21 protein-coding genes and 1 CRISPR repeat array are annotated in these 23,676 nt (G+C 39.1%); of the genes, 13 read left to right on the top strand and 8 right to left on the bottom strand.

What is annotated here, in order from left to right; translation table 11 throughout:
* Positions 1–235 precede the first annotated feature (235 nt).
* Positions 236–3,209: a CRISPR direct-repeat array (repeat unit 28 nt; unit sequence GTTCATGGCGACATACGCCATTTAGAAA).
* Between the two features lie 183 nt (positions 3,210–3,392).
* The 4 genes from cmk (at position 3,393) to FXN70_RS03230 (ending at position 6,711) form a co-directional block, all read left to right on the top strand.
* A complete protein-coding gene (cmk, locus tag FXN70_RS03245) occupies positions 3,393–4,076 on the top strand; it encodes a (d)CMP kinase (RefSeq protein ID WP_324646029.1) in 684 nt (227 codons plus the stop codon).
* 110 nt (positions 4,077–4,186) lie between these two features.
* Positions 4,187–5,860, top strand: a complete 1,674-nt coding sequence (rpsA, locus tag FXN70_RS03240; RefSeq protein ID WP_324646028.1) for a 30S ribosomal protein S1 — start codon at positions 4,187–4,189, stop codon at positions 5,858–5,860.
* A 154-nt stretch (positions 5,861–6,014) separates the two neighbouring features.
* The gene (locus FXN70_RS03235; RefSeq protein WP_324646027.1) at positions 6,015–6,323 is read left to right on the top strand and encodes an integration host factor subunit beta; all 309 of its coding nucleotides are present in this window, start codon (positions 6,015–6,017) and stop codon (positions 6,321–6,323) included.
* Positions 6,324–6,345: 22 nt separating this feature from the next.
* Positions 6,346–6,711 carry a LapA family protein gene (locus FXN70_RS03230; RefSeq protein WP_324646026.1) on the top strand — a complete coding sequence of 122 codons (366 nt, stop codon included), beginning with the start codon at positions 6,346–6,348 and terminating at the stop codon, positions 6,709–6,711.
* Between the two features lie 84 nt (positions 6,712–6,795).
* Here the strand turns inward: FXN70_RS03230 and FXN70_RS03225 are convergent, their stop codons facing one another.
* Positions 6,796–7,122 carry an AzlD domain-containing protein gene (locus FXN70_RS03225; RefSeq protein WP_324646025.1) on the bottom strand — a complete coding sequence of 109 codons (327 nt, stop codon included), beginning with the start codon at positions 7,120–7,122 and terminating at the stop codon, positions 6,796–6,798.
* The gene (locus FXN70_RS03220) at positions 7,119–7,775 is read right to left on the bottom strand and encodes an AzlC family ABC transporter permease (RefSeq protein WP_324646024.1); all 657 of its coding nucleotides are present in this window, start codon (positions 7,773–7,775) and stop codon (positions 7,119–7,121) included. Before FXN70_RS03220 ends, FXN70_RS03225 begins: the two co-directional genes overlap by 4 nt.
* Before the next feature lie 89 nt (positions 7,776–7,864).
* Here FXN70_RS03220 and FXN70_RS03215 point away from each other — a divergent pair, with 89 nt between their 5' ends.
* The 4 genes from FXN70_RS03215 (at position 7,865) to FXN70_RS03200 (ending at position 13,180) form a co-directional block, all read left to right on the top strand.
* Positions 7,865–8,413 carry an XRE family transcriptional regulator gene (locus FXN70_RS03215; RefSeq protein WP_324646023.1) on the top strand — a complete coding sequence of 183 codons (549 nt, stop codon included), beginning with the start codon at positions 7,865–7,867 and terminating at the stop codon, positions 8,411–8,413.
* Positions 8,414–8,526: 113 nt separating this feature from the next.
* Positions 8,527–9,210, top strand: a complete 684-nt coding sequence (gene pyrF, locus FXN70_RS03210) for an orotidine-5'-phosphate decarboxylase (protein WP_324646022.1) — start codon at positions 8,527–8,529, stop codon at positions 9,208–9,210.
* Between the two features lie 201 nt (positions 9,211–9,411).
* On the top strand, positions 9,412–10,536 hold the full coding sequence (zapE, locus tag FXN70_RS03205) for a cell division protein ZapE (protein WP_324646021.1): 1,125 nt from the start codon (positions 9,412–9,414) through the stop codon (positions 10,534–10,536).
* Positions 10,537–11,017: 481 nt separating this feature from the next.
* Positions 11,018–13,180 (top strand): malate synthase G, encoded by a 2,163-nt coding sequence (locus tag FXN70_RS03200; RefSeq protein ID WP_324646020.1) that lies wholly within the window; start codon positions 11,018–11,020, stop codon positions 13,178–13,180.
* Between the two features lie 278 nt (positions 13,181–13,458).
* On the opposite strand, the gene FXN70_RS03195 is transcribed toward FXN70_RS03200, so the two are convergent.
* Both FXN70_RS03195 and FXN70_RS03190 read right to left on the bottom strand, forming a co-directional pair.
* The gene (locus FXN70_RS03195) at positions 13,459–14,367 is read right to left on the bottom strand and encodes a LysR family transcriptional regulator (protein ID WP_324646019.1); all 909 of its coding nucleotides are present in this window, start codon (positions 14,365–14,367) and stop codon (positions 13,459–13,461) included.
* Between the two features lie 80 nt (positions 14,368–14,447).
* Positions 14,448–14,873 (bottom strand): HD domain-containing protein, encoded by a 426-nt coding sequence (locus FXN70_RS03190; protein ID WP_324646018.1) that lies wholly within the window; start codon positions 14,871–14,873, stop codon positions 14,448–14,450.
* A gap of 129 nt (positions 14,874–15,002) precedes the next feature.
* Here FXN70_RS03190 and FXN70_RS03185 point away from each other — a divergent pair, with 129 nt between their 5' ends.
* From FXN70_RS03185 to FXN70_RS03165, 5 genes are all read left to right on the top strand, one after another.
* Positions 15,003–15,323: a hypothetical protein gene (locus tag FXN70_RS03185; RefSeq protein ID WP_324646017.1), complete on the top strand. Its 321-nt coding sequence runs from the start codon at positions 15,003–15,005 to the stop codon at positions 15,321–15,323.
* A 308-nt stretch (positions 15,324–15,631) separates the two neighbouring features.
* A complete protein-coding gene (gene prmB / locus FXN70_RS03180; RefSeq protein WP_324646016.1) occupies positions 15,632–16,642 on the top strand; it encodes a 50S ribosomal protein L3 N(5)-glutamine methyltransferase in 1,011 nt (336 codons plus the stop codon).
* 18 nt (positions 16,643–16,660) lie between these two features.
* Complete coding sequence (gene aroC / locus FXN70_RS03175; RefSeq protein ID WP_324646015.1) at positions 16,661–17,752, top strand: chorismate synthase; 1,092 nt, start codon at positions 16,661–16,663, stop codon at positions 17,750–17,752.
* Positions 17,753–17,943: 191 nt separating this feature from the next.
* Entirely contained in the window at positions 17,944–18,174 is a 231-nt protein-coding gene (locus tag FXN70_RS03170; protein ID WP_324646014.1) for a hypothetical protein, read from the top strand.
* A gap of 154 nt (positions 18,175–18,328) precedes the next feature.
* Positions 18,329–19,093 (top strand): DUF4198 domain-containing protein, encoded by a 765-nt coding sequence (locus tag FXN70_RS03165; protein ID WP_324646013.1) that lies wholly within the window; start codon positions 18,329–18,331, stop codon positions 19,091–19,093.
* A gap of 90 nt (positions 19,094–19,183) precedes the next feature.
* Here the strand turns inward: FXN70_RS03165 and accC are convergent, their stop codons facing one another.
* The 4 genes from accC to FXN70_RS03145 all read right to left on the bottom strand — a co-directional run bounded on the left by accC (position 19,184) and on the right by FXN70_RS03145 (position 23,534).
* Positions 19,184–20,563, bottom strand: coding sequence for an acetyl-CoA carboxylase biotin carboxylase subunit (gene accC / locus FXN70_RS03160; protein WP_324646012.1), 1,380 nt, complete (start codon positions 20,561–20,563; stop codon positions 19,184–19,186).
* Between the two features lie 15 nt (positions 20,564–20,578).
* Positions 20,579–21,007, bottom strand: a complete 429-nt coding sequence (accB, locus tag FXN70_RS03155) for an acetyl-CoA carboxylase biotin carboxyl carrier protein (protein WP_324646011.1) — start codon at positions 21,005–21,007, stop codon at positions 20,579–20,581.
* A 26-nt stretch (positions 21,008–21,033) separates the two neighbouring features.
* Entirely contained in the window at positions 21,034–21,477 is a 444-nt protein-coding gene (gene aroQ / locus FXN70_RS03150; protein ID WP_324646010.1) for a type II 3-dehydroquinate dehydratase, read from the bottom strand.
* Between the two features lie 629 nt (positions 21,478–22,106).
* The gene (locus FXN70_RS03145) at positions 22,107–23,534 is read right to left on the bottom strand and encodes a coniferyl aldehyde dehydrogenase (RefSeq protein ID WP_324646009.1); all 1,428 of its coding nucleotides are present in this window, start codon (positions 23,532–23,534) and stop codon (positions 22,107–22,109) included.
* Positions 23,535–23,676 lie beyond the last annotated feature (142 nt).

Genomic DNA, 23,676 nt, shown 5'->3' with positions numbered 1-23,676 from the left:
GTGATCTACATGCAGTAGCATTTCAGAGATACGTTGAATTTCTTTTTGATGTGCTTCAATTTGACCAAGCAATTCCGCACGTTTTTTAGTTAATCCTGATACGATATGTGATTCAGCCATGATTTCTTTCCTTATGCGTAAAGGAATTATTTTAAATGGCGAATCACCCTATTTATTGTGCGGTTGCTACATAATAGCGGAAATAAACAGTAATCTTGAAACCAACGAGCATCCGGTTCATGGCGACATACGCCATTTAGAAAACCATCGGCAGACATAACAGGAATGGCTTGTTGTTCATGGCGACATACGCCATTTAGAAAATCGGGCTATAGCGATATTGCCCTTGCAGACGGTTCATGGCGACATACGCCATTTAGAAAAACTCTAGCAGATAGCATCTTGAGTTTCAATTGTTCATGGCGACATACGCCATTTAGAAAATAACAGACGGCGTTCATCGTCGGTGATTTTTGTTCATGGCGACATACGCCATTTAGAAACGCAATTTCCTCAAAACTTAGGTTTTCATCGTGTTCATGGCGACATACGCCATTTAGAAATAACGCGTTGGTTACTCGCATTAAACATCATTGTTCATGGCGACATACGCCATTTAGAAAAATTTGCTGCTGCATTAGTTCCGAAAAGAGCAGTTCATGGCGACATACGCCATTTAGAAAATTCTCGCCACGCTCTCACCTTCGCTTGTGCTGTTCATGGCGACATACGCCATTTAGAAAACTGGGTAGCCGGGTGATGCGACGCGAATATGGTTCATGGCGACATACGCCATTTAGAAAGTTATTTAACTCCCCTGCTGACTAATTTAAGCGTTCATGGCGACATACGCCATTTAGAAAATTGCGGTGCGGGCTGACCTTCAAAACCTTCAGTTCATGGCGACATACGCCATTTAGAAAAATTGAAGTTGATGCGCATGATTATGCGAAAAGTTCATGGCGACATACGCCATTTAGAAAAAACCATGAAATGAGTTTGGGAAAGTGCGCCCGTTCATGGCGACATACGCCATTTAGAAATTCGGCGTAGTCAGCAAAAAAGAATCTCGGATCGTTCATGGCGACATACGCCATTTAGAAAGTATATCAAAACTATATAATTAATGATTATTCGTTCATGGCGACATACGCCATTTAGAAACTTGCCAAACAGATTGATGAAGAATGTGCTCTGTTCATGGCGACATACGCCATTTAGAAATAAAAGATAATCAAGCAACGATTGCAAAAGATGTTCATGGCGACATACGCCATTTAGAAAGTACTGCAAAATTAACAACATTGTTTATGAGCGTTCATGGCGACATACGCCATTTAGAAATTCGGGAAAGTAATTGTCATTTCGGCCAAATCGTTCATGGCGACATACGCCATTTAGAAAGTGCAGGTGAAGACCACAAATGCTACCCAAGCGTTCATGGCGACATACGCCATTTAGAAATGCCGCAACCCAAGAAATTACAGGAACGGGGCGTTCATGGCGACATACGCCATTTAGAAAGCGCAAAAATACCGTTACCTGCGTCGCCAGTCGTTCATGGCGACATACGCCATTTAGAAACACGTAAAAACGCATGTGGTAAAGAAAACCATGTTCATGGCGACATACGCCATTTAGAAATACGAGTAAAAGCCATGAAAAAATCAATTCAAGTTCATGGCGACATACGCCATTTAGAAAACCAAGTTGTGCCAGATCGGCTGGTTCTAGCTGTTCATGGCGACATACGCCATTTAGAAAATAGAAATGACTTTTTCACGATTACCATCTGATGTTCATGGCGACATACGCCATTTAGAAATTATGATGCTGAATATGACTTGTTAGTTTCTAAGTTCATGGCGACATACGCCATTTAGAAAGTCAAGAGCATCTTTAAACATACCTGCAATGGGTTCATGGCGACATACGCCATTTAGAAATGTTGGAAACTCAAAAAACTTTGAGTTGTTAAGTTCATGGCGACATACGCCATTTAGAAATCTATGCAGCTCATTCTATAGATGTGTGCCTAGTTCATGGCGACATACGCCATTTAGAAATTGATTAAATGGCTGCAACCCCGAACCATCAAGTTCATGGCGACATACGCCATTTAGAAAAACCTAGCTTCATCTAACAAGCCATTGTTTAAGTTCATGGCGACATACGCCATTTAGAAATCAACAAAGCCTTGTTCTTTTAAGAATTTTTGGTTCATGGCGACATACGCCATTTAGAAATGTAGGAAGTTCGGTTACAGTAAAAGAACCGCCGTTCATGGCGACATACGCCATTTAGAAAATGTCATTGTCTGCGCCAAAAGCGCATAATTTGTTCATGGCGACATACGCCATTTAGAAATGACCAATAAAAATGGGCAGCCTATCACTAAGCGTTCATGGCGACATACGCCATTTAGAAAATGATGTGATGATCTGCAACTTTTAACATCCGGTTCATGGCGACATACGCCATTTAGAAATGTATAGACAAACTGCTAAAAATACAGGTGCAAGTTCATGGCGACATACGCCATTTAGAAATGACTTCACTAATAGACTTAAAGCAATGACAGGTTCATGGCGACATACGCCATTTAGAAAAACACCATCAAGCCTTAGTCTTTAATTAGATTGTTCATGGCGACATACGCCATTTAGAAAAGTTACGTGTGGTTGGCAGGGTTACTGCATTGGTTCATGGCGACATACGCCATTTAGAAAATGTTCCACGTTTTTTTAGATGACAAGTTCGGGTTCATGGCGACATACGCCATTTAGAAATAAACACGCCTAAACATATCTAAAAACACCAAGTTCATGGCGACATACGCCATTTAGAAATATAGAGTAACCTTTTAAACCTTTTTTAAGAAGTTCATGGCGACATACGCCATTTAGAAATGTTTGAGGAACATTGTTTTCAGTGTAAAGAAGTTCATGGCGACATACGCCATTTAGAAATTGCACAATCATGTAAAAACTATTCTTTCCTGGTTCATGGCGACATACGCCATTTAGAAATATACCAATGCCAAATACAACCGAGGGTCTAAGTTCATGGCGACATACGCCATTTAGAAATAGAACGTCGCAGGGATTATGAGAAGAAAGGCGTTCATGGCGACATACGCCATTTAGAAATGCACAAAAAACGGGATGGAATCTTACTGGTGGTTCATGGCGACATACGCCATTTGGGTAGTATCTTATTTTACTTGACATTACATTTGGTATATTTTGCTTTGTGCAACAAAACCGTCAATCATTCGAGGAAGGGTATTTTGAGATATATGAACAAAGTCCATTGAATTTATTGTCCTTAGCAGGCAGACTACAGTCAATTTTATTAGACATCATAGTCGAAAAGCGAAGCTTGGATTATTTATGCATATACATGTCATTACAATTGACGGCCCAAGCGGCTCTGGTAAAGGAACTTTAGCTGCCAAAGTTGCACAGCACTATGGTTATCATTTATTAGATTCTGGTGCATTGTATCGCCTATTAGGCTTATCTTTAAGAAATAAAAATTTATTGAACCAGTTAGATGAAAAAATGACTGACTGTGTTGAAATTGCTCGTCAGCTTGACATTCAATTTATTGCTAATCCAAATGAAGGTATTCAAATTCTGCTAGAAGGCCAAGATGTTACTTTGGTGATTCGTAGTGAAGAAATTGGCGCATGTGCATCTAAAGTTGCAGCAATTCCAGAATTAAGAACTGCACTGTTGCAAAGACAACATGATTTTGCCCAAGCTCCAGGTTTAATTGCAGATGGGCGTGATATGGGTACGGTTGTATTTAAAGAGGCAATTGCAAAAATTTATTTAACGGCTTCAGCACAGTCGCGGGCAGAGCGACGCGTAAAACAGTTGCAGGCTATGGGGCTAGATGCTAAAATAGATGCCATTTTAGCAAATATTGAAGATCGAGATCGGCGCGATATGGAGCGATCCGTTGCGCCACTGAAACCTGCTGAAGATGCTTTTTTGATTGATAGCTCTTTGCTTAATATCGAACAAGTCTTTGAAATGATGATTCAGTATATCGACTCGAAATTAGCATAACCTAGATTTTTACAGCTTTTGTATCGCTTGATCAGATTAAAAAGACGATGCAAATGCTTAATTAAACCGGCCTTGTCTGATCCAAGACCGCTGACTTTATCAGGTATATCATGACCGAATCTTTTGCAGCCCTCTTTGAAGAAAGCGAATTAAACTTAAACGTTGAAAAGGGTGCAGTCATCCAAGGTGTTGTTGTTAACATCGATTCTGACTGGGTTACTGTTGACACTGGCCTTAAATCTGAAGGCGTTGTTGACCGTGCTGAATTCTTAAATGACCAACGTGAACTTGAAGTTCAAGTTGGCGATACTGTTGACGTTGTTGTTGAAGCGCTTGACAACGGTATGGGTCAAACTGTTTTATCACGTGAAAAAGCGAAACGTGCTGAAACTTGGACTAAACTTGAAAAAATCTTTGAAGATGGCGAAATCGTTACTGGTATTATTTCTGGTAAGGTTAAAGGCGGTTTCACTGTTGACATCGGTCCAGTTCGTGCGTTCCTTCCAGGTTCTTTGGTAGACACTCGTCCTATCCGTGACACAACTCACCTTGAAGGTAAAGAGTTAGAGTTTAAAGTAATTAAACTTGATGCTAAACGTAACAACGTTGTTGTATCTCGTCGTGCGGTAATGGAAGCTGAATCTTCAGCTGACCGTGAAGCATTACTTGCTCAACTTGAAGAAGGTCAAACTGTTACTGGTACAATCAAGAACCTTACAGATTACGGCGCGTTCGTTGATCTTGGTGGTATTGATGGTCTTCTACATATCACAGATATGGCTTGGAAGCGTATTAAGCATCCTTCAGAAGTTGTTGAAGTGGGTCAAGAAGTTACTGTTAAAGTGCTTAAATTTGACCGCGAGCGTAACCGTGTATCATTAGGTCTTAAACAACTTGGTGAAGATCCATGGTTAGCGATCATGAGCCGTTACCCTAAAGGTTCTATCGTTAAAGCACGTGTAACTAACTTAACTGACTACGGCTGTTTCGCAGAAATCGCTGAAGGCGTTGAAGGTCTTGTTCACGTTTCTGAAATGGACCACACTAACAAAAACATCCACCCATCTAAAGTTGTTCAGATTGGTGATGAAGTTGATGTTATGGTTCTTGAAGTTGACGAAGAACGTCGTCGTATTTCGCTTGGTATCAAACAAACTCGTGCTAACCCATGGGAAGAGTTTGCTAAAGCGCATGACAAAGGCGAAAAAGTTTCTGGTACAATCAAGTCAATCACTGACTTCGGTATCTTCATTGGTTTACCAGGTGGTATCGACGGTCTAGTTCACTTGTCTGATATTTCTTGGAACGAACAAGGTGAAGAAGCCATCCGTCGTTACAAGAAAGGTGACACTGTTGAAGCAGTTATCTTATCTGTAGACGCTGAAGGCAACCGTATCAGTCTTGGTATCAAACAATTGAACAGCGATCCGTTCAATGATTTCTTAGCTGCGAACGAACGTGGTGCATTGGTTAAAGGTACTGTAACTGCTGTTGACGCGAAAGGCGCAACTGTTAAGTTAGGTGACGACATCGAAGCAACACTTAAAGCTTCTGAAATCAACCGTGACCGCGTTGAAGATGCAACTAAATTCTTAGAAGTTGGTCAAGAAGTTGAAGCGAAAATCATCAACGTTGATCGTAAATCTCGCTCTATCAACTTGTCTATCAAAGCGAAAGACGAAGCTGAAGAGAAAGAAGCAGTTGCAAACTTGAAAACTGTAGCGACAAATTCAGACAATGGTCCTAAAACTATTGGTGATTTGATTAAAGCGCAAATGAAGTAATAATAAAAAGTTGAAAATTAGTGTAACTAATTGATACTTTATATTTAATTACTGTAAGCGGTAGCGTAGTATTAACATATTACGCTACCGTTTTGTATTTAAACGGGTTATCATCAAATAATTGATAAATTGCTATAAATCAATGAGGTCGTCGATGACTACAATAGAAGCTTTAAATAAGTCTGATTTAATACAACGCATTGCTTTAAAAAACCCACACTTGGCAGAGCCTCTTGTGGAAGAAGCAGTTAAAATTATGCTGGATCAAATGATCGCTGCTTTATCTTCGGATGATCGTATTGAAATTCGTGGATTTGGTAGTTTTTCATTACATCACCGCGAACCACGTGTAGGGCGTAATCCTAAAACAGGAAAATCTGTTGATGTTGCTGCAAAAGCAGTACCACATTTCAAACCTGGTAAAGCACTTCGTGATGCAGTGAACGAATCATTAAATCGTTAAATTATTACGATTAGGAGGCAGTATGCGTTTTATATTAGCTCTTTTACTTATTGTATTATTTGTTTATTCATTGGCATTGGTGTTATTAAATGGTATGCCCGTGTCTGTTGATTTATGGTTCACACATGTACCTGAAATGCGTGTGGGATTACTCGTTCTAATTACCTTGGCTTTAGGGGTGTTAGTTGGTTTGCTGCTGGGTGTGCAGGTTTTTCGAGTATTTCAGAATCACTGGGAAATTAAGCGCTTGCAAAAAGAAATTGATCGACTACGAAAAGAACAAATTCAAGTAGCGCAATCAGTTGCGGCTGAAGCTGCTGCAAGTGTAAGACATGAGAAAACAGTGTTGGATATCAATCCTGAAAGTCAGCCTCGGACTCCACTGTAACTTAAAATATTAATGAAGTTGTAAATTTGAAAAAAAGTTATAACTTAATGAAATAGCCCTTTACCAAAGGGCTATTTTTTTGTGTTAAGAAATGCCGAAGTATCTTAAAGATGCGGTAATGAACATAGCAACAAAAATAACAACAATGAGGGAGTATTTTTTCCAAGCAAAAATAATAGCAATTGAAACCCCAATAACTTTGCTCATTCCGCTAAAATGTGTTTCAGAAAAAAGCGTATTGAATAGGGCGAGGGTAAATAACAAGACACAAGCAGAATCTGCTAGCAGTTGTTTGTGATGCTCTTTAATCGTCATCCGATTGGCTAAATATAACCCTGAATAACGAATAAGATAAGTACCAATGGCAAGTATGGCGATTCCAATAAGAATGTAACTTTCACTATATTTCATTTTACTTTACCTTTGAGTAATAAACCCAACATGGAAACTAAAACAGGTAAACCAATTGGCAATAAAGGGCTTGATACTAAAGATAGAGAACTTCCCAAAAGTATACGATTTCGTGTGGTTTTATTTTTTAGCATCGGAAGGATTAATGCAAAAAGAATAGCAGGAAATGCCGCATCTATACCGAATACATAGATATCAGGAATATTCTTACTCAGCCGATAACCAATAAAGACACCAATTGGCCAAAGTGCACAGATTCCAACGCCGCACATCCAATAAGCCCATTTCTTGGTGTGATTATCTTGTTGGCTCAGTCCAAACATGACGCTTTCATCATTCATGATATGGCAGGCAATAAATCGGTATACGTTTTTGTCGATAAATGTTGCGACTGATAAGCCAAAAGGAAGATGACGCAAGTTAATCAATATTCCTGTTAATGCTGCGAAAATAGGGTGTGTACCTGTTGCAATCATACCAATAAAGGTAAATTCTGCCGCACCTGCCAGTACAGTCAGTGAAAGAAGTAATGGAATCCATAGCGGGACAGTAAAACTTGCTGCAACAGAACCTAATGAAACGCCAACAATTCCTGTTGCAATACAGATGAGGATGATTGCTTTAATCAAGTTGTATCGTTCTTTATTTTGCATCTTGGTTTTCTATATAAAACGAATGTACGATATAATAGATTAAGTTTATATCGTTCGTCAAAGCGAACGTTCGTTTTTTATGGTGTAATATGGCGTTGCCAATAGAAATTGTTGCTAAAGGTTTACATAGAGAAAGACAGACGGCAGGGTTATCCTTGGCTGAAGTTGCTCGCCGAGCAGGTATTGCAAAATCAACATTGTCGCAATTAGAGGCAGCCCAAGGCAATCCAAGTCTAGAAACCTTATGGGCTTTGTGTGTGGCTTTGGATATTCCATTTGCAAAGTTGATGGAAAGTAATATCACACAAACACAAGTGATTCGCTTTGGCGAAGGGCCTTCTGTTTCATCTGAGATTGCTCATTATCAAGCAATTTTGTTAGCAAACTGTCCAACCGGTGCGAGACGAGACGTTTATATATTGACTACTCAACCAGGCGAACCGCGCTGTAGTCATCCTCATCCAATTGGTAGTGTTGAACATATCATTATCATGAAAGGTAGGGCGAATGTGGGTTTAATCTCCGAGCCAATCTTGCTGAACGAAGGGGATTACATTTGTTACCCTGCTGATCAAGCACATATTTTTGAAGCATTAGACGCTGATACTAGAGCTATTTTGATATCAGAGCAAAGATAAGAGTAGTTTATGGTGTTTGAAACGCTTTTTTTGCAATATGATCATTTTCTTACTTTGTTCATTGTCTGAATCACCTTATAATTAGCCAATTTTTATGTGATGGAACTAGATTTGTGAGTATTATTGTTGCCCTAGACGCAAAAAGCCAATACGACGCCTTAACAATTGTAGATCAACTAGATCCGTCACTTTGCCGCGTCAAGGTTGGCAAAGAACTTTTTACTCACGATGGTCCGCAAACTGTAAGAATTTTACAAGATCGTGGTTTTGAATTGTTTTTAGATTTAAAATTTCACGATATTCCAAATACCACAGCGCAAGCAGTATGTGCTGCTGCTGATTTAGGTGTGTGGATGGTGAACGTGCATGCATCAGGCGGTCGTAAAATGATGGAGACCTGTGTTGAGCGTTTAAAATTGGGTAATTATCAAACTCAGTTGATCGCTGTTACTGTACTGACTTCAATGGGGCGTGAAGATTTACGTGATATTGGTTTAGATATTGACCCTGCTGAACATGTGCGCCGCTTAGCCAAGTTAACCCAAGATTCTGGTTTAGATGGTGTGGTCTGTTCGGCACAAGAAGCAAAATTTTTGCGTCAAGAGTTGGGGCAAGATTTTGCTTTAGTTACACCTGGTATTCGTCCAGTTGGTGCCAATGCGGATGACCAAAAACGAATTGTGACACCAAAACAAGCGATGCTTGATGGCGCAACCCATTTAGTGATTGGTCGCCCAATTACGCAGTCGCAAAATCCATCTCAAACTTTACACGATATTTTGGCAACATTAGCTTAAAAATTTGTTGAATGCATTGCATAGGCAGTGCATTCAAGCACACATGTAGACGTTTGTAGTTTGAATGACTTAAGGATTTTGGCAAAGAATAAAGTGATATATTCACGGATGCCAACAACATGGAATGTGCTAGGATAAAAACATGCTTCATAAAAGAATCAAATTGGATGATTCACCTTTCACCACTATTTTAAATGATAGATGCAAAATATGACCAATTTAACTGACTTATCGCCTGCAAAGCGTTATGAACACGCCATTGCTTCAGGACATTTTATTGCCGATGATGCACAGGCGCAAGCCGTTGCCGAATTACAGCGGACATGGCAGCAATTGAACGATCAGCACAAAGCAGCACAGTCATTTTTTGCAAGATTTCGCAAACAAAGTAGTCCGCGTGGTGTATATATGTGGGGTGGTGTCGGGCGAGGAAAAACATGGTTGATGGATCAATTTTTTGATTCTATTCCATTTCCAAGAAAAATGCGGATGCATTTTCATCATTTTATGCAGTTTGTACACAAAGAATTAAATAAATTATCAGGTCAGCAAAATCCACTCGATACGGTGGCTGATTTGATTTATAAAAAAGCCGTGGTGATTTGTTTTGATGAATTTTTTGTTTCGAACGTGACCGATGCCATGATTTTAAGTGATTTATTTCAAAAGCTTTTTAATCGTGGTATTACGTTGGTGGCGACCTCAAATATTGCACCTGACGGTTTATATAAGAATGGGATTCATCGTGACCGTTTTTTACCAACCATTGAAATGGTTAAACAATTTTGTGAAGTATTGAATGTCGATGCAGGTGTGGATTATCGTTTGCGCGTATTAAAGCAGGCACAGCTGTTTAAGTATCCGCTATCGGCACAAAACGACATTTGGCTTGCCGAGCGATTTGATGCACTGACGCATGGACAGCAAGTTTCTAAAGATGCAATTGAGGTGAATCATCGTCAAGTTGAGAATTTAGGACATAGCGTGGATGTATTGTGGTGTGACTTTAAAGAGCTCTGCTTAAAACCGCGTAGCCCTGCCGACTTTATTGAAATGGCCAATACCTATCAAACTGTATTAATTGGTAATATTCCACATTTGACCGACCAAATTAATGATGCAACACGACGTTTTATTTATTTAGTCGATGAGTTTTATGATCGTGGAGTGAAATTACTGCTCACTTCACAAGACTCGATTATTGATATTTATCAGGGTGAAAAGCTGGCTTTTGAGATTGAGCGTACTCGTTCACGTTTGCTTGAAATGCAATCGGATGACTATTTAAATGCAGCACATCGCCAAGTTGAACAAACAGCTGTTTAATGGCTAGTCTTAATCATTTATGACTTCTTGCATGTATGCTTAAAATACAAAGAACCGAAAAAATCATGTAAGAGGTCTAATGTTGATTGTTGATCTGGTACGTAATATCAATCATTTAGTGGGAAAATAACGTACAATTTAAATGGTGATGTGCAATTTAATTGCCAAAGAAAATAAAAAAATTTATATGTATTAATACCTTATAATTCATTTAAAAGTAGACGCTTGAGTCATTTTTTGTCCTGTTCACTTTGGTCTAATTTCGAGACTAGTCAAAACTTATAAACTGTCATAGAGTCTTAATATGATCTTTTAAGAAATATGTTTTATTTTTATAAGTGGTGATTAATAAATACTCATTTTTAAAAGGTTTGGTATACATTTAGCATGGTTATCAAAGGGTTAGAAAATAGATCTGATGAATCGTAATTCATCAAACTTCATTTTCTTTTGAGTTATAAAAGTGCGATTAGGAAAGATAATGACGACACGTATTCAAAAAGGCAAATTAGCCATCGCGAAAGAACTATATGATTTTATTGAACATGAAGCACTGCCAAATTCAGGTTTAGAGAGTGAGCAGTACTGGGCAGGTTTTGAAAAGGTCGTTGTGGCACTTAGCCCAAAAAATAAAGCACTTTTAGCCAAGCGTGATGACTTACAAGCTAAAATTGATGCTTGGCATCGTGAAAATGAATTTGAATTAACCGCTTATAAAGCCTTTTTAATTGAAATTGGTTATTTATTGCCAGAAGGTGATGACTTTCAAATTAGCACGGAAAATGTTGATAGCGAGATTGCATTAATTGCAGGGCCACAATTGGTTGTACCTGTGCGTAATCCTCGTTATAGCCTGAATGCTGCCAATGCACGTTGGGGGTCGTTGTACGACGCCTTATATGGTTTTGATGTGATTTCCGAAGAGAATGGTGCGGAAAAAGCTAGAGTCTATAATCCTGTGCGTGGGGCAAAAGTTGTCGCTTTTGCAAAAGCGTTCTTGGATGAAAATTTTGTGCTCACACAAGGTTCACATGCCGAAGTAAAATCATATTATGTTGAAAATCATCAACTGGTAGCTGAGCTGGGAAGTGGTGAAAAAAGCGCTCTTGCAACTACAGCATATTTTGTTGGTTACAATGGTGATCCACAGCAGCCAAAAGAAATTGTTTTAAAAAGCAATGGTCTGCATGTCATTATTCAAATTGATGCGACAAGTCCAATTGGTCAAACCGACTTAGCAGGTGTTAAAGATTTAGTTTTAGAGGCTGCGGTAACCACTATTCAAGATTTGGAAGATTCTGTTGCAGCGGTAGATGCTGAAGAAAAAGTTGAAGGCTACCGTAATTGGTTAGGTTTAATGCAGGGTACTTTAGAAGATTCCTTTGAAAAAGGGGGTAAAACGGTTAAACGGACGTTAAATGCAGATAAAACCTACACCAACTTAACTGGTGGAGAAACGCGTGTGCATGGGCGTTCACTCATGTTATTGCGTAATGTTGGGCATCTAATGACCAATCCTGCTATTTTAGTCGATGGTGAGGAAATATTTGAAGGCATTATGGATGCTTTGATCACGCCATTATTGTCGAAAGTTGATATTTTGGGTCAGAACCAAATTCAAAATTCGCGTACAGGCTCAATGTATGTTGTAAAGCCGAAAATGCATGGGCCTGAAGAAGTGGCATTTGCTGTTGAACTCTTCGAGCATGCAGAGCAGCTGATTGGTTTGCCTGAAAAAAGTATCAAAATTGGGATTATGGATGAAGAGCGTCGTACATCTGTCAATTTAAAAGCTTCAATTGCACAGGCTAAAGATCGTACCATTTTTATTAATACAGGCTTTATGGATCGTACAGGTGATGAAATTCATACCTTTATGGAAGCTGGGCCAATGGTGCGTAAAACTGAGGTGAAGAACCAAAAATGGTTTGCAGCGTATGAAAACCGTAATGTTGGAATTGGTTTAGCCTGTGGTTTAAGTGGTAAAGCGCAAATTGGTAAAGGCATGTGGCCAAAGCCGGATATGCTCCTTGATATGTATAAAACCAAAATTGAACATCCACAAGCAGGCGCAAGTTGTGCATGGGTACCTTCGCCATCGGGTGCGGTGATTCATGCAATTCATTATCATCAATGCAATGTACATAAGCGCCAACAAGAAATTCTAACGGAAAAAATGTTGCCGTTAGATGACTTATTAACGCCACCGCTTGCGGCAGAAACCAATTGGTCGGAGGCTGAAATCACTCAAGAACTTGAAAATAATTGTCAGGGAATTTTGGGTTATGTGGTGCGTTGGGTTGATTTGGGTGTGGGCTGTTCAAAAGTACCCGATATCCATAATGTTGGTTTAATGGAAGATCGTGCAACGCTACGAATTTCCTCACAACATGTGGCAAACTGGTTGCGCCATAATATTGTGACTAAAGCTCAAGTTGAAGAAGTACTCAAACGCATGGCAGCGATTGTTGATCAACAAAATGCGCATGATGTTGAATATATACCAATGGCACCAAATTTTGATGGTTATGCTTTCCAAGCAGCATCTGACCTTATTTTTAAAGGTGCGGAACAGCCATCGGGTTATACCGAACCATTGTTACATGCGGCACGCTTAAAATTAAAAGGCTATATTGGCGATTAAGCTACTTGGTTACATTCATTGTTAAGAAATAAAGCGATCTTTTGATCGCTTATTTTTTGGCTACAACTTTGCATCAGCCGAGTAGAGTGACTCATATCTGTTGCAATTGTGACAAAAACATCGTCAGCATTTACAGTAACTAGCAATAGGCGTGACGGTTCTGATGGTTACGTTGATCTTACAACACAAGTAATCGATTATTTGACGGTTTCATTAATTTTAGATGATCAATTGAATCAGAAAGCTCATACCTTTGTACGCATAAACCATAAGTATGCTTAATTTCCATTTTGTTTTGCGAAATATTCAACTAAATAGTCAATGAAAACCCGTACCGCAGGTAGTATGCCTTGTCGCGTTGGATACACGGCATGCAAAATGCCATGGGGTGCTTTCCATTCAGGTAATACTGGAACCAGTTCACCACTTTTTAAGCCATCGGCAGCAATTGAGTCGGGCAATAATGCAATACCTGAACCTTGTTTTGCCAATTGCATGAGCATAATTAAGTCTGAACCCATGACTACAGGATTGATTCGAAGCTTCATTGTTTCAGCATTGGCATTGTTTAAAACCAAATTTTGGTCAACATGTGCATCGGCCATACTCAATATGCGATGTTGTACTAATTGTTTCGGGTCATCGACTTGACCATATTCATTTAAATAGGCCTGACTAGCAAATAAATGCTGCTCAATTCGTTCAAATTGGCGCACAATCAGACTCGGATCATCATCGATGGTCGAGCGAACGCGTAAAGCAATATCAATTCCTTCATTAATCACATCAACGCGTCGATTACTGACTAAAAGTTGCAGGCGAATTTCAGGATAGCGTTTTAAAAAAGCAGGAATAAGCTTTGGAAATTCATTTTGCGCAACCGAAACGGGAATGGCAACTTTAATAATTCCACGAGGTTCAACGCTTAAATGATCGACTAGATCATGTGCTGCTTGAGCTGCATTCATCATTACCTGAGCATGGCGATAAATATTCATACCAATTTCAGTGACTGCAAAGTGCCGCGAGCTACGTTGAATGAGTCGAACACCTAAATGTTCTTCTAAGTTATATACTCGGCGGCTGAGCTTAGATTTTGGAATATCAGTTGCGCGTTCGGCTGCACTAAATCCGCCATGCTCGACCACAAGCGCAAAACAATAAAAATCATCCAAATCACTCAGCATAATGGCTCTTCACTTGACTCATGGGGGTAAAGGTGGTGTCTTTTTTCCAAATCAGATGTTAACTGAATTTATTTTAATATTCAAAATTGCTGTAATAAAATTTTCTGTACTTGTTGATATTCTTTTAAACGGGAGTAGTCGCGTTCTGTTGGTGTTGGAATCCGTTTTAAATTCATATTATCAGTTACATCGGCAAGTTTTACCGCACAGGCTAATTGATTTTTGCATGCCCGATGAGCTGCATCTATCCGGCTTTCATCTGTTTTTCGGGTAAGTGTTTCAATGGCGTGAATAATCTGATTCGAAAAGCCTAAGGCGATTAAGTCGGTAGCTGTGGCATCGCTATCCTCAAGAACATCATGTAAAACGGCAACAATTTTTTGTTCTAGTGTGTGCATATTTAGCATGACTCTTAAAGGATGCAAAATATAAGGCTGTCCTGCTTTATCGACTTGCCCAGCGTGCTTTTGTGTGGCAAAAATAATTGCTTGTTCGAGTGTTGCCATTTTTGCTCCAATTAAAACATGGGCACAATTGTTATTTTAAAATTTTAGGATATTGCCCACAGAATTGAAAATGCTATTTCGTAGGAATTGTTTTAATATAAGCAAGATGATGTTTAAGATAAAGCCAAGATGAAACAGATGATGGAATTAGCGATTGATCACAAAAATATCGCATGTGTATTTTGCCAACACGAGATTATCAATTGGGAACAAGAGCAATATTTGCAGCCATGTGAACACACCGCATTTATTGCCTTAGACTTAGGGTTTGAGTTTATTGCAGATGCCTTTGAAGTAAAATTGAAACATTCAGTTGATGAGATTCATGACCAAGAACTGAATGTTTTTACGGAAATTGAAACAGCCGATGCACCTGATTTAATTGTATTTAAGCAAGATTTGGGTGCACATGGGTTATATCGCTATGTAGGCATGCTACCCAGTCTATAAATTAGGACTGAGATGAAAAGTTTACTGGTTTTTATCGTTTTTGTGATAGTTGTGATTTATTTTAGAAAAAATCCACCACAAGGAATCAGTGAATATTTGTTGTATTTAATCTTGGCGACCATATTTACCGTGTTGTGGCGAGTATTGCGTTATTCTCATTAATATGGAGAGTTTATTAAACTGGTTTGGCCTAAGTCTTTAGCAAAATCACTGATCATAATCGCTTTCACTGCAACAGGCATTATAAAAGCCCCTAAAACAGGGTAGAATAGGGGCATATTTTTATAGATAAATTTGTGGAGTCCTGAGTGGAGCGATTGACGATTAGCCCTGAAAGTTTAAATGAAGCGGCTGAACATTTAACAACGATTCGTGATTTTATTCGGTTTGGGGTCACCGCATTACGTCAACACGATGCACATCTTGGGCAAGGCACAGAAGATTTCTTCGCTGAAAGTTCAGCCTTAGTGCTGCAAACATTGTCGTTAGAGTGGTCGGCTGATGCAGAAATTTTAGATGCGAAATTATTACCAAGCGAAAAAGCGGAATTTTTAAGCTTGCTTGAAAAACGCATTAATGAGCGTGTTCCAACGTCTTATTTGTTAAATTTAGCTTATTTCTTTAATAAACCATTTTATGTGGATGAACGTGTGCTTATTCCACGCTCGCCAATTGCTGAACTCATTGAGCAACGTTTTGCGCCGTATTGCCGTGACGAGAGTGGACAAATTCGTGAAGCATTAAATAACTTACCATTGTGTGATGAGCCTAAAACGCCACAACGTATTTTAGATATGTGTACGGGTTCGGGTTGTATTGCCATTGCATTGGCTTATGCTTTTCCTGATGCTGAGGTCGATGCAACGGATATTTCGCGTGAAGCTTTAGAAGTTGCCGCCATTAATGCAGAACACCATAGTAAACAATATCAAGTTGCTTTAATGGAGTCGGACTTGTTTGCTAAAATTCCAGCTGAAAATCAGTATGATTTAATTGTAACCAATCCGCCTTATGTTGATGCTGAAGACATGGCTGATTTGCCTGAAGAATTTTTACATGAGCCAGAGCTTGCACTCGCAGCAGGGCAAGATGGTTTAGATTTAGTACGTAAAATGTTAGCACAAGCGGCAGATTATTTAACTGAAGATGGCTTGATTGTCATTGAAGTCGGTAACTCTGAATGGGCAATGCGTCAAAACTTTAATACAGTTGACTTTCATTGGCTGACCTTCCAAAAAGGTGGTTCAGGCATTTTTGCATTAACAGCAGCAGAATGCCGTAAACACCAAAAGCTTTTTCAAGACTCAATTCATGCTTAACCGATAAGGAATGTTTTCATGGCAGGAAACAGTATAGGTCAGCTTTTTCGTGTTACGACTTGTGGCGAATCGCATGGCGTAGGTTTAATGGCGATTGTAGATGGTGTGCCGCCTGGGCTTGAACTCACTGCGGAGGATTTACAAGCCGATTTAGACCGCCGTAAACCTGGAACATCTAAATTTGCAACACAGCGTAAAGAACCTGACCAAGTTGAAATTATTTCAGGTGTATTTGAAGGCAAAACGACAGGTACACCGATTGGTTTGCTAATTCGTAATACCGACCAAAAGTCGAAAGATTATGGTAATGTTGCGCAAACTTTCCGTCCGGGGCATGCAGATTATACCTATACGCAAAAATACGGTTTCCGTGATTATCGTGGCGGTGGGCGTTCAAGTGCACGGGAAACAGCAATGCGCGTGGCGGCGGGTGCAATTGCGAAGAAATACTTGGCTGAGAAGTTTGGTGTTGTAGTGCGTGGACATGTCACCCAAATTGGTTCTGAAGTTGCAGAAAAATTAGATTGGAATGAAGTACCCAATAATCCATTCTTTTGTGGCGATGCCAATGCGGTACCACGGTTTGAGCAATTGGTGACATCATTGCGTGAGCAAGGGACAAGTTGCGGTGCAAAGCTTGAGATTTTGGCTGAAAATGTACCTGTAGGTTGGGGCGAACCAGTTTTTGATCGCTTAGATGCAGATATTGCTCATGCCATGATGGGAATCAATGCAGTTAAAGGGGTTGAAATTGGCGATGGTTTTGCGGTTGCAGGACAATTTGGTCATGAAACCCGCGATGAACTTAGTACGAACGGCTTTTTAGCCAACCATGCGGGTGGTATTTTAGGTGGTATTTCAAGTGGTCAAACCATTCGTGTTGCAATTGCGTTAAAACCAACTGCAAGTATCACGACTTTAGGTAAAACCATTAATCTGAACCGTGAAGATACTGAGATGTTCACCAAAGGTCGTCACGACCCATGTGTTGGTGTGCGTGCGACACCGATTGCAGAAGCGATGTTGGCAATTGTATTGCTAGATCACTTCATGCGCCATCGTGCACAAAATGCAGATGTAGTGGCACCATTCGCACCAATTGCACCTTAAAAATTATGCTTGATCTGCCGATTGAATACTTTGCTGTTCAATTGGCTTTTTATGGTCTGTATTTTATACAACAAGACATCAGAATAAAGTATTTGTTGTGTTTTTAATCGAAATTAACATTTTTGATTAGAAAAATATGTCGAAACTTGATAAAACTAAAAATAAAGTGTGTTTAAAAAGGTGTGTGGAAAATGAAAACGATTGTGAAATATATCGTGATAAAAAGTAAGGATTACCAATTGGGTCGCCCATTATTTGAAGAACAACTTGATGAAACAGGTGACTATTTTGACCGTTTGCCAAAAACCATTCAATTTCAAAATTTAGAGTTTAAAGTAAAATCTAAAGAGCTAAGCCGCAAGCAAATGTTTGATGAAGATGAAGAATCTCAAACAATTTTAGTGAAAGTCATTGCCATTTAAATTATCTTGCATCTTTCATTGAAACCGATCTTTTGATCGGTTTTCTTTTTGGATTAATGCGGAGATGAATTTAATTGTAATGATTCTCATTCTATATTAATGTGGAGCTCCAATTTTAAATCTTCTTATTAAAATGAAAAAATACTTATATCTTATGTTGTTCGTCAGTGGTTATGCAGTTGCACACGAGCCTTATATTGCACCGCTGGCCTATGTTACCCAAAGCACGCAAGTGCCTGTTTTAGCTGGATATGCAGAAGAAGCGTTACAAAGCGAATTTGCATTAAAAAATAACCAACTAGAGGTGCTTTTGCCCAACAATGAGAAACTACAATTAGACGCCGTTTCAAACAGTAAAGCGACCACAGTTTTTGATTTAGAGCTAAAACAAGCAGGGACATACACACTGCAAACCAAAGCCAGCTTTCCATTCAATTACGTTAACGTGAATAAAGCGTGGCATTTATATTTTAAAGCCGATGCCAATCGAGTTCCGCCAAAAGCACAGCGCGATTTTTATATTCCTGCTGATTTCAAAACCGAGCCGAAAACGACCAATATTACCCGTGAATGGTCGGTTGTGAGCTATGTGACAAAAGACAAAATATCTACGCCACAAATTGCATTAACCCCCATTGTGCTGAATTTTTCGATTCATCCTAATCAATTGACGCATAACCAAGCTTTGGTTTTAAGCCTAAGCAAAGATAAGCAAGCATTTACCAATGCTGAGGTGCATCTTCGTAAAAAAGGCATGACCGATAAACAAGCCATTGCAGTGCAGGTCGATACACTTGGTCGTGCAACTATTCAATTTCCAGCAGCAGGTGAATATTTGATTGAAGTTGCAGAGAAATTTGATGCTAAGCAACCGCCTAGAAACCAAGTAATGACCATTGCTAGTGTCAATGTAAACTGACAAGCAACAAAACTTTTAAATATTTAGATGAAGTTTTAAAACAAAAAAGAAGCGAATTTATCGCTTCTTTTTGTTTGAAAAGTTAGAAAATTAAGCAGATTTCTCTTCTTTTTTCTCTTGATTTGCTTCAAGTTGTTTAAGCAAATGTTTTTCTAAATAATGAATGTCCATTGCGGTATCACAAAAAGATTTATCTTGTAAAATTAAATCTTTATGTAGTGGAATATTGGTTTTAACACCGGTTAGGATCATCTCGTCGAGTGCTTGTTTCATGCGTGCAATTGACGTTTGACGGTCTTTACCATGTGCAATCAATTTTGCAATCATCGAGTCATAATATGGTGGGATACTATATCCTTCATAAATATGAGAATCTAAACGAATTCCTGCACCACCTGGTGCATAAAAGTTCTCGATTTTACCTGGAGATGGCATAAATGTAGTTGGATCTTCCGCATTGATACGACATTCAATAGCATGACCACGAACTTCAATATCATTTTGCTCAAGGTTTAAACCTAAACCTGCGGCAATACGCAATTGTTGTTCAATAATGTCGATACCTGTCACCATTTCAGTTACAGGATGTTCAACTTGAACACGCGTATTCATCTCAATAAAGAAGAATTCGCCATCTTCAAACAAGAACTCAAAAGTTCCTGCACCACGGTACTGCATCAGTTTACATGCATGCACACAGGCTTCTAAAATATCAGCACGCGCTTGTTCTGGTAAATCTGGTGCAGGCGCTTCTTCAAGTACTTTTTGATGACGACGTTGTAACGAGCAATCGCGATCATATAAATGAACGGCATGACCATTACCATCGGCAAGTATTTGTACTTCAACGTGACGTGGTTTTTGTAGGAAACGTTCCATATAAACCGTGTCATCGCCAAACCACATTTCAGCATCACGTTGTGCTGCTTGTACAGACTCTAACAATGTGTCGATGCGTTCTACAATACGCATACCACGACCACCACCACCAGACGCTGCTTTTACAATTAAAGGAAAGCCGATTTTGGCAGCTTCTTCTTTTGCATTGGCAGGCGTTACTGCGTGCTGAGAACCAGGAACAGTCGGTACACCTGCTTTACGCATCGCTGTAATTGCAGAAACTTTGTTCCCCATTAAGCGAATGTGTTCAGGACGTGGACCAATGAAAATATAACCTGAACTTTCAACCATTTCGGCAAATTCAGCATTTTCAGACAAAAAGCCATAACCAGGATGAATGGCGTCCGCACCTGTAATTTCAGCAGCAGTCAATAACGCAGGAATATTTAAGTAGCTTTCGCTAGTTGCACCCGGACCAATACATACAGCTTCATCAACAAAACGCAAATGCATTAAGTCTTTGTCGGCACTTGAATAAACGCCAACGGTTTTAATGCCTAAGGCTTTGCAAGCACGTGTGATACGCAGGGCGATTTCACCACGGTTTGCAATGAGTACTTTTTGCAACATGAGAAGTCTCCGTAATTATGCGCGGTAACGGAATAACGGTTGACCAAACTCAATCACTTCGCCATTTTTAACTAAAATTTCTTCAATCACACCGCTTTGAGTTGCTTCAATTGGGTTCATAATTTTCATTGCTTCGATAATACCTAAAGTATCACCTGCAGAAATGGTTTGACCAACTTGAACAAATGGTGCTTCGCCTGGGCTTGGAGCCGCATAGTACACACCAACCATTGGAGAGGTTTCAACCACACCACGTGATTTTGCCTTTGGTGCAGCAGAAGCAACTTCAGCAGCAGGTGCAGGCATTGCTGCAACACCCATTTGAATTGGTGCAGGACTACGGCGAGTCAAAGCAATCGATTGATCACCTTCTTTCACTTCAATGGCATGAAGGTCAGATTCAATCATCAAGTCGATGAGCTTTTTGATTTTACGAATATCCATAGTGTTCGTATTCCTTGGTTGGAAAATTAAGGTTGAAAAGTTGAAAGCGCGTAATTAAGCGCAAAATGATAGCCTTGTGCACCAAGTCCGCAAATCACACCTACCGCTTTATCGGATAAATAGGAGTGATGGCGAAATGCTTCACGTGCGTGTACATTGGAAAGATGCACTTCAATAAATGGAATGTTGACACCTAAAAGTGCATCACGCAGTGCCACAGAGGTATGTGTGAATGCAGCAGGATTAATAATAATAAATTGAATATTTTCAGTTTGTGCTAAATGGATACGGTCAACAATTTCACCTTCGTGGTTACTTTGGAAGGTGCTTAACGTACAATCTGCCTGTTGGGCTTGCTCAGTTAGTGCTAAATTGATGTCATTTAAAGTTTGATGACCATAGACTTCAGGTTCTCGCTTTCCTAGCAGATTTAAATTTGGTCCATGAATCACCAAAATACGTGAAGTCATAAAACTTGCTCCATTTTAAATTGCAATATTTTTTGCACGATAGCTGCAAAGTTTGCCAATTATGGTAGATTATCTACTCATTTGCATCAACTTTGTCATTATTTTAACGCAATGTGCAAAGCAAAATGTGCGTATATCTTGTAAATTTTTGCCTCAAATAACAATGTTAAAAAATGACAATTTTAGATGCAGTGATTTACTCAAACTACACAAAGTTAACTGCGGTTAAAAAATAAACGACTGTTGTGGTATTTTTTATTGATTTTGAATTTTATTTTTATATATTTTTTCTATTCTTTGATTTTTATTTATTGTAAGTATTTGTTTTTTATTTAAATGTATAAATATATTGATGGTTGTTTGTATTTTTGATTTAGGTTTTATTCTTCATTTAGATAAATGAGTTTGATGTGTTTAAACTGTAGTTATTTTTGTTTTTTAGGTTAAAAAAGCGAAAACTTGAATACGAATGTCAGAAAAATTAGAGATGAGCGATCGGGGTGCTTAAAATATCAGCTTTGTGGATTGACCAATTTGATCAAAAATCGTGGAAAAAAGAGATTTTAGACAAAATAAATGAGCTAAAAAGGTGGTTTTTTAGCCCATTGATGTGATTTGTAAAATAAAGGCTAGCGTAAAAACCATTTATAAATCATTTTTTGTACTTTTGTGCCGTAAGGTGGATAAATAAATTTCATAAAACTGAGTTGTGGTCGCACGAAAACTGATTTAGCATGGCTAAAGGTTAAAAAGCCTTCATAACCATGATAACTGCCCATCCCCGATGCACCAATACCGCCAAAAGGTAAATCATCTTGTCCAACATGAACGAGTGTTTCGTTTAAACATACTCCGCCACTGTGCGTTTGGGTTAGTATTTGCTGTTGTTCTTGGATGTTAGAGCCAAAATAATATAAAGCCAGTGGGCGTGGTCGTTTGCGAATATAGTCAATGACATCTTCTATATTTTTGTAGGTCATAATGGGTAAAATTGGCCCAAAGATTTCATCTTGCATTAATTGCATACTGCTATTAACGTTGTAGACTAAATAGTGACTTAAGCATCGGCTTGCAGTTGTGTCATTTTTATAAAGCGGTATAACGGTTGCACCTTTTTCTGTTGCATCTTCAAGGTAAGCGTTTAAACGTTGATATTGTCGATTGTTAATAATATGGGTGTAGTCAGCATTCTGCTCAATTTTAGGGTAAAACTGATGAATTGCTTGCTGATAATACTCAATAAAGCGCTCTAATTCAGTTTCAGGTACAAAAGCATAATCGGGCGCAACGCAGGTCTGACCGCTGTTCATGCTTTTGCCAAAGGCAATCCGCAGTACAGATTCGCGTAGATCTGCTTGTTGGCCAATAATAGCAGGAGATTTTCCACCAAGCTCTAGGGTTACGGGGGTTAGATTTTTTGCGGCTGCCTGCATGACGTGCTGACCAATAGAGGTTGCACCTGTAAACAGTAAATGGTCAAAGGGTAGTGCGGTAAATTGCTGTGCAACATTTGCGTCGCCTGTGATCACATGAACTAAATCTTGTGGGAAAATTTCAGCAATCAGTTTTTGCAGTAGGGCTGAAAAAATCGGTGTGAATTCACTCATTTTAAGCATGACACGGTTGCCTGCTGCAAGTGCTTGACACAGTGGGCCAATCGCTAAAAACAATGGATAGTTCCAAGGTACAACAATTCCGACTACACCTAAGGGTTGATACATCACATAAGCTTGCGCAGGTTGGAATAATAGCCCCACATGACGTTTATTTGGTTGCATCCATTCTTTTACATGTTTAATCGCATAATTAATGCCCATTACACTGGGCAAAAGCTCAGCTAAGCGAGTTTCATCATGGCTACGATTGCCAAAATCTTGTTGAATCGCTTCGCTGATTTGGTTTTGGTGTTTTAATAGTTGAGTTTTAAGCTGTCTTAAATATTGTTTTCGTTCAGATAAACTTGGGTTTGGATGCTGCTGAAAGGCATACTTTTGTTGTTGGAAAAGGTCTTCCAACCATGCGTCCTGCATGTGATTTAAGGCGGTAGCTTGATCCATAGCGGTTACACAAATTGGTTCAAAATTCTATGCTAACGGAAAATACGCAAGAACAATAGTCGAATGATTGAAAATTGGTTGAAGTTTGGTTGCGATTTATTTTAGATGAGAACAGTTTAATCGAAATGATCGTTTACAATGT

This window comes from Acinetobacter sp. MD2, assembly GCF_035615575.1.
In the GTDB taxonomy this organism is placed as follows: domain Bacteria; phylum Pseudomonadota; class Gammaproteobacteria; order Pseudomonadales; family Moraxellaceae; genus Acinetobacter.
Note: the sequence above shows the minus strand (reverse complement) of the source record. Positions and strands in the feature narration are given on the sequence as shown.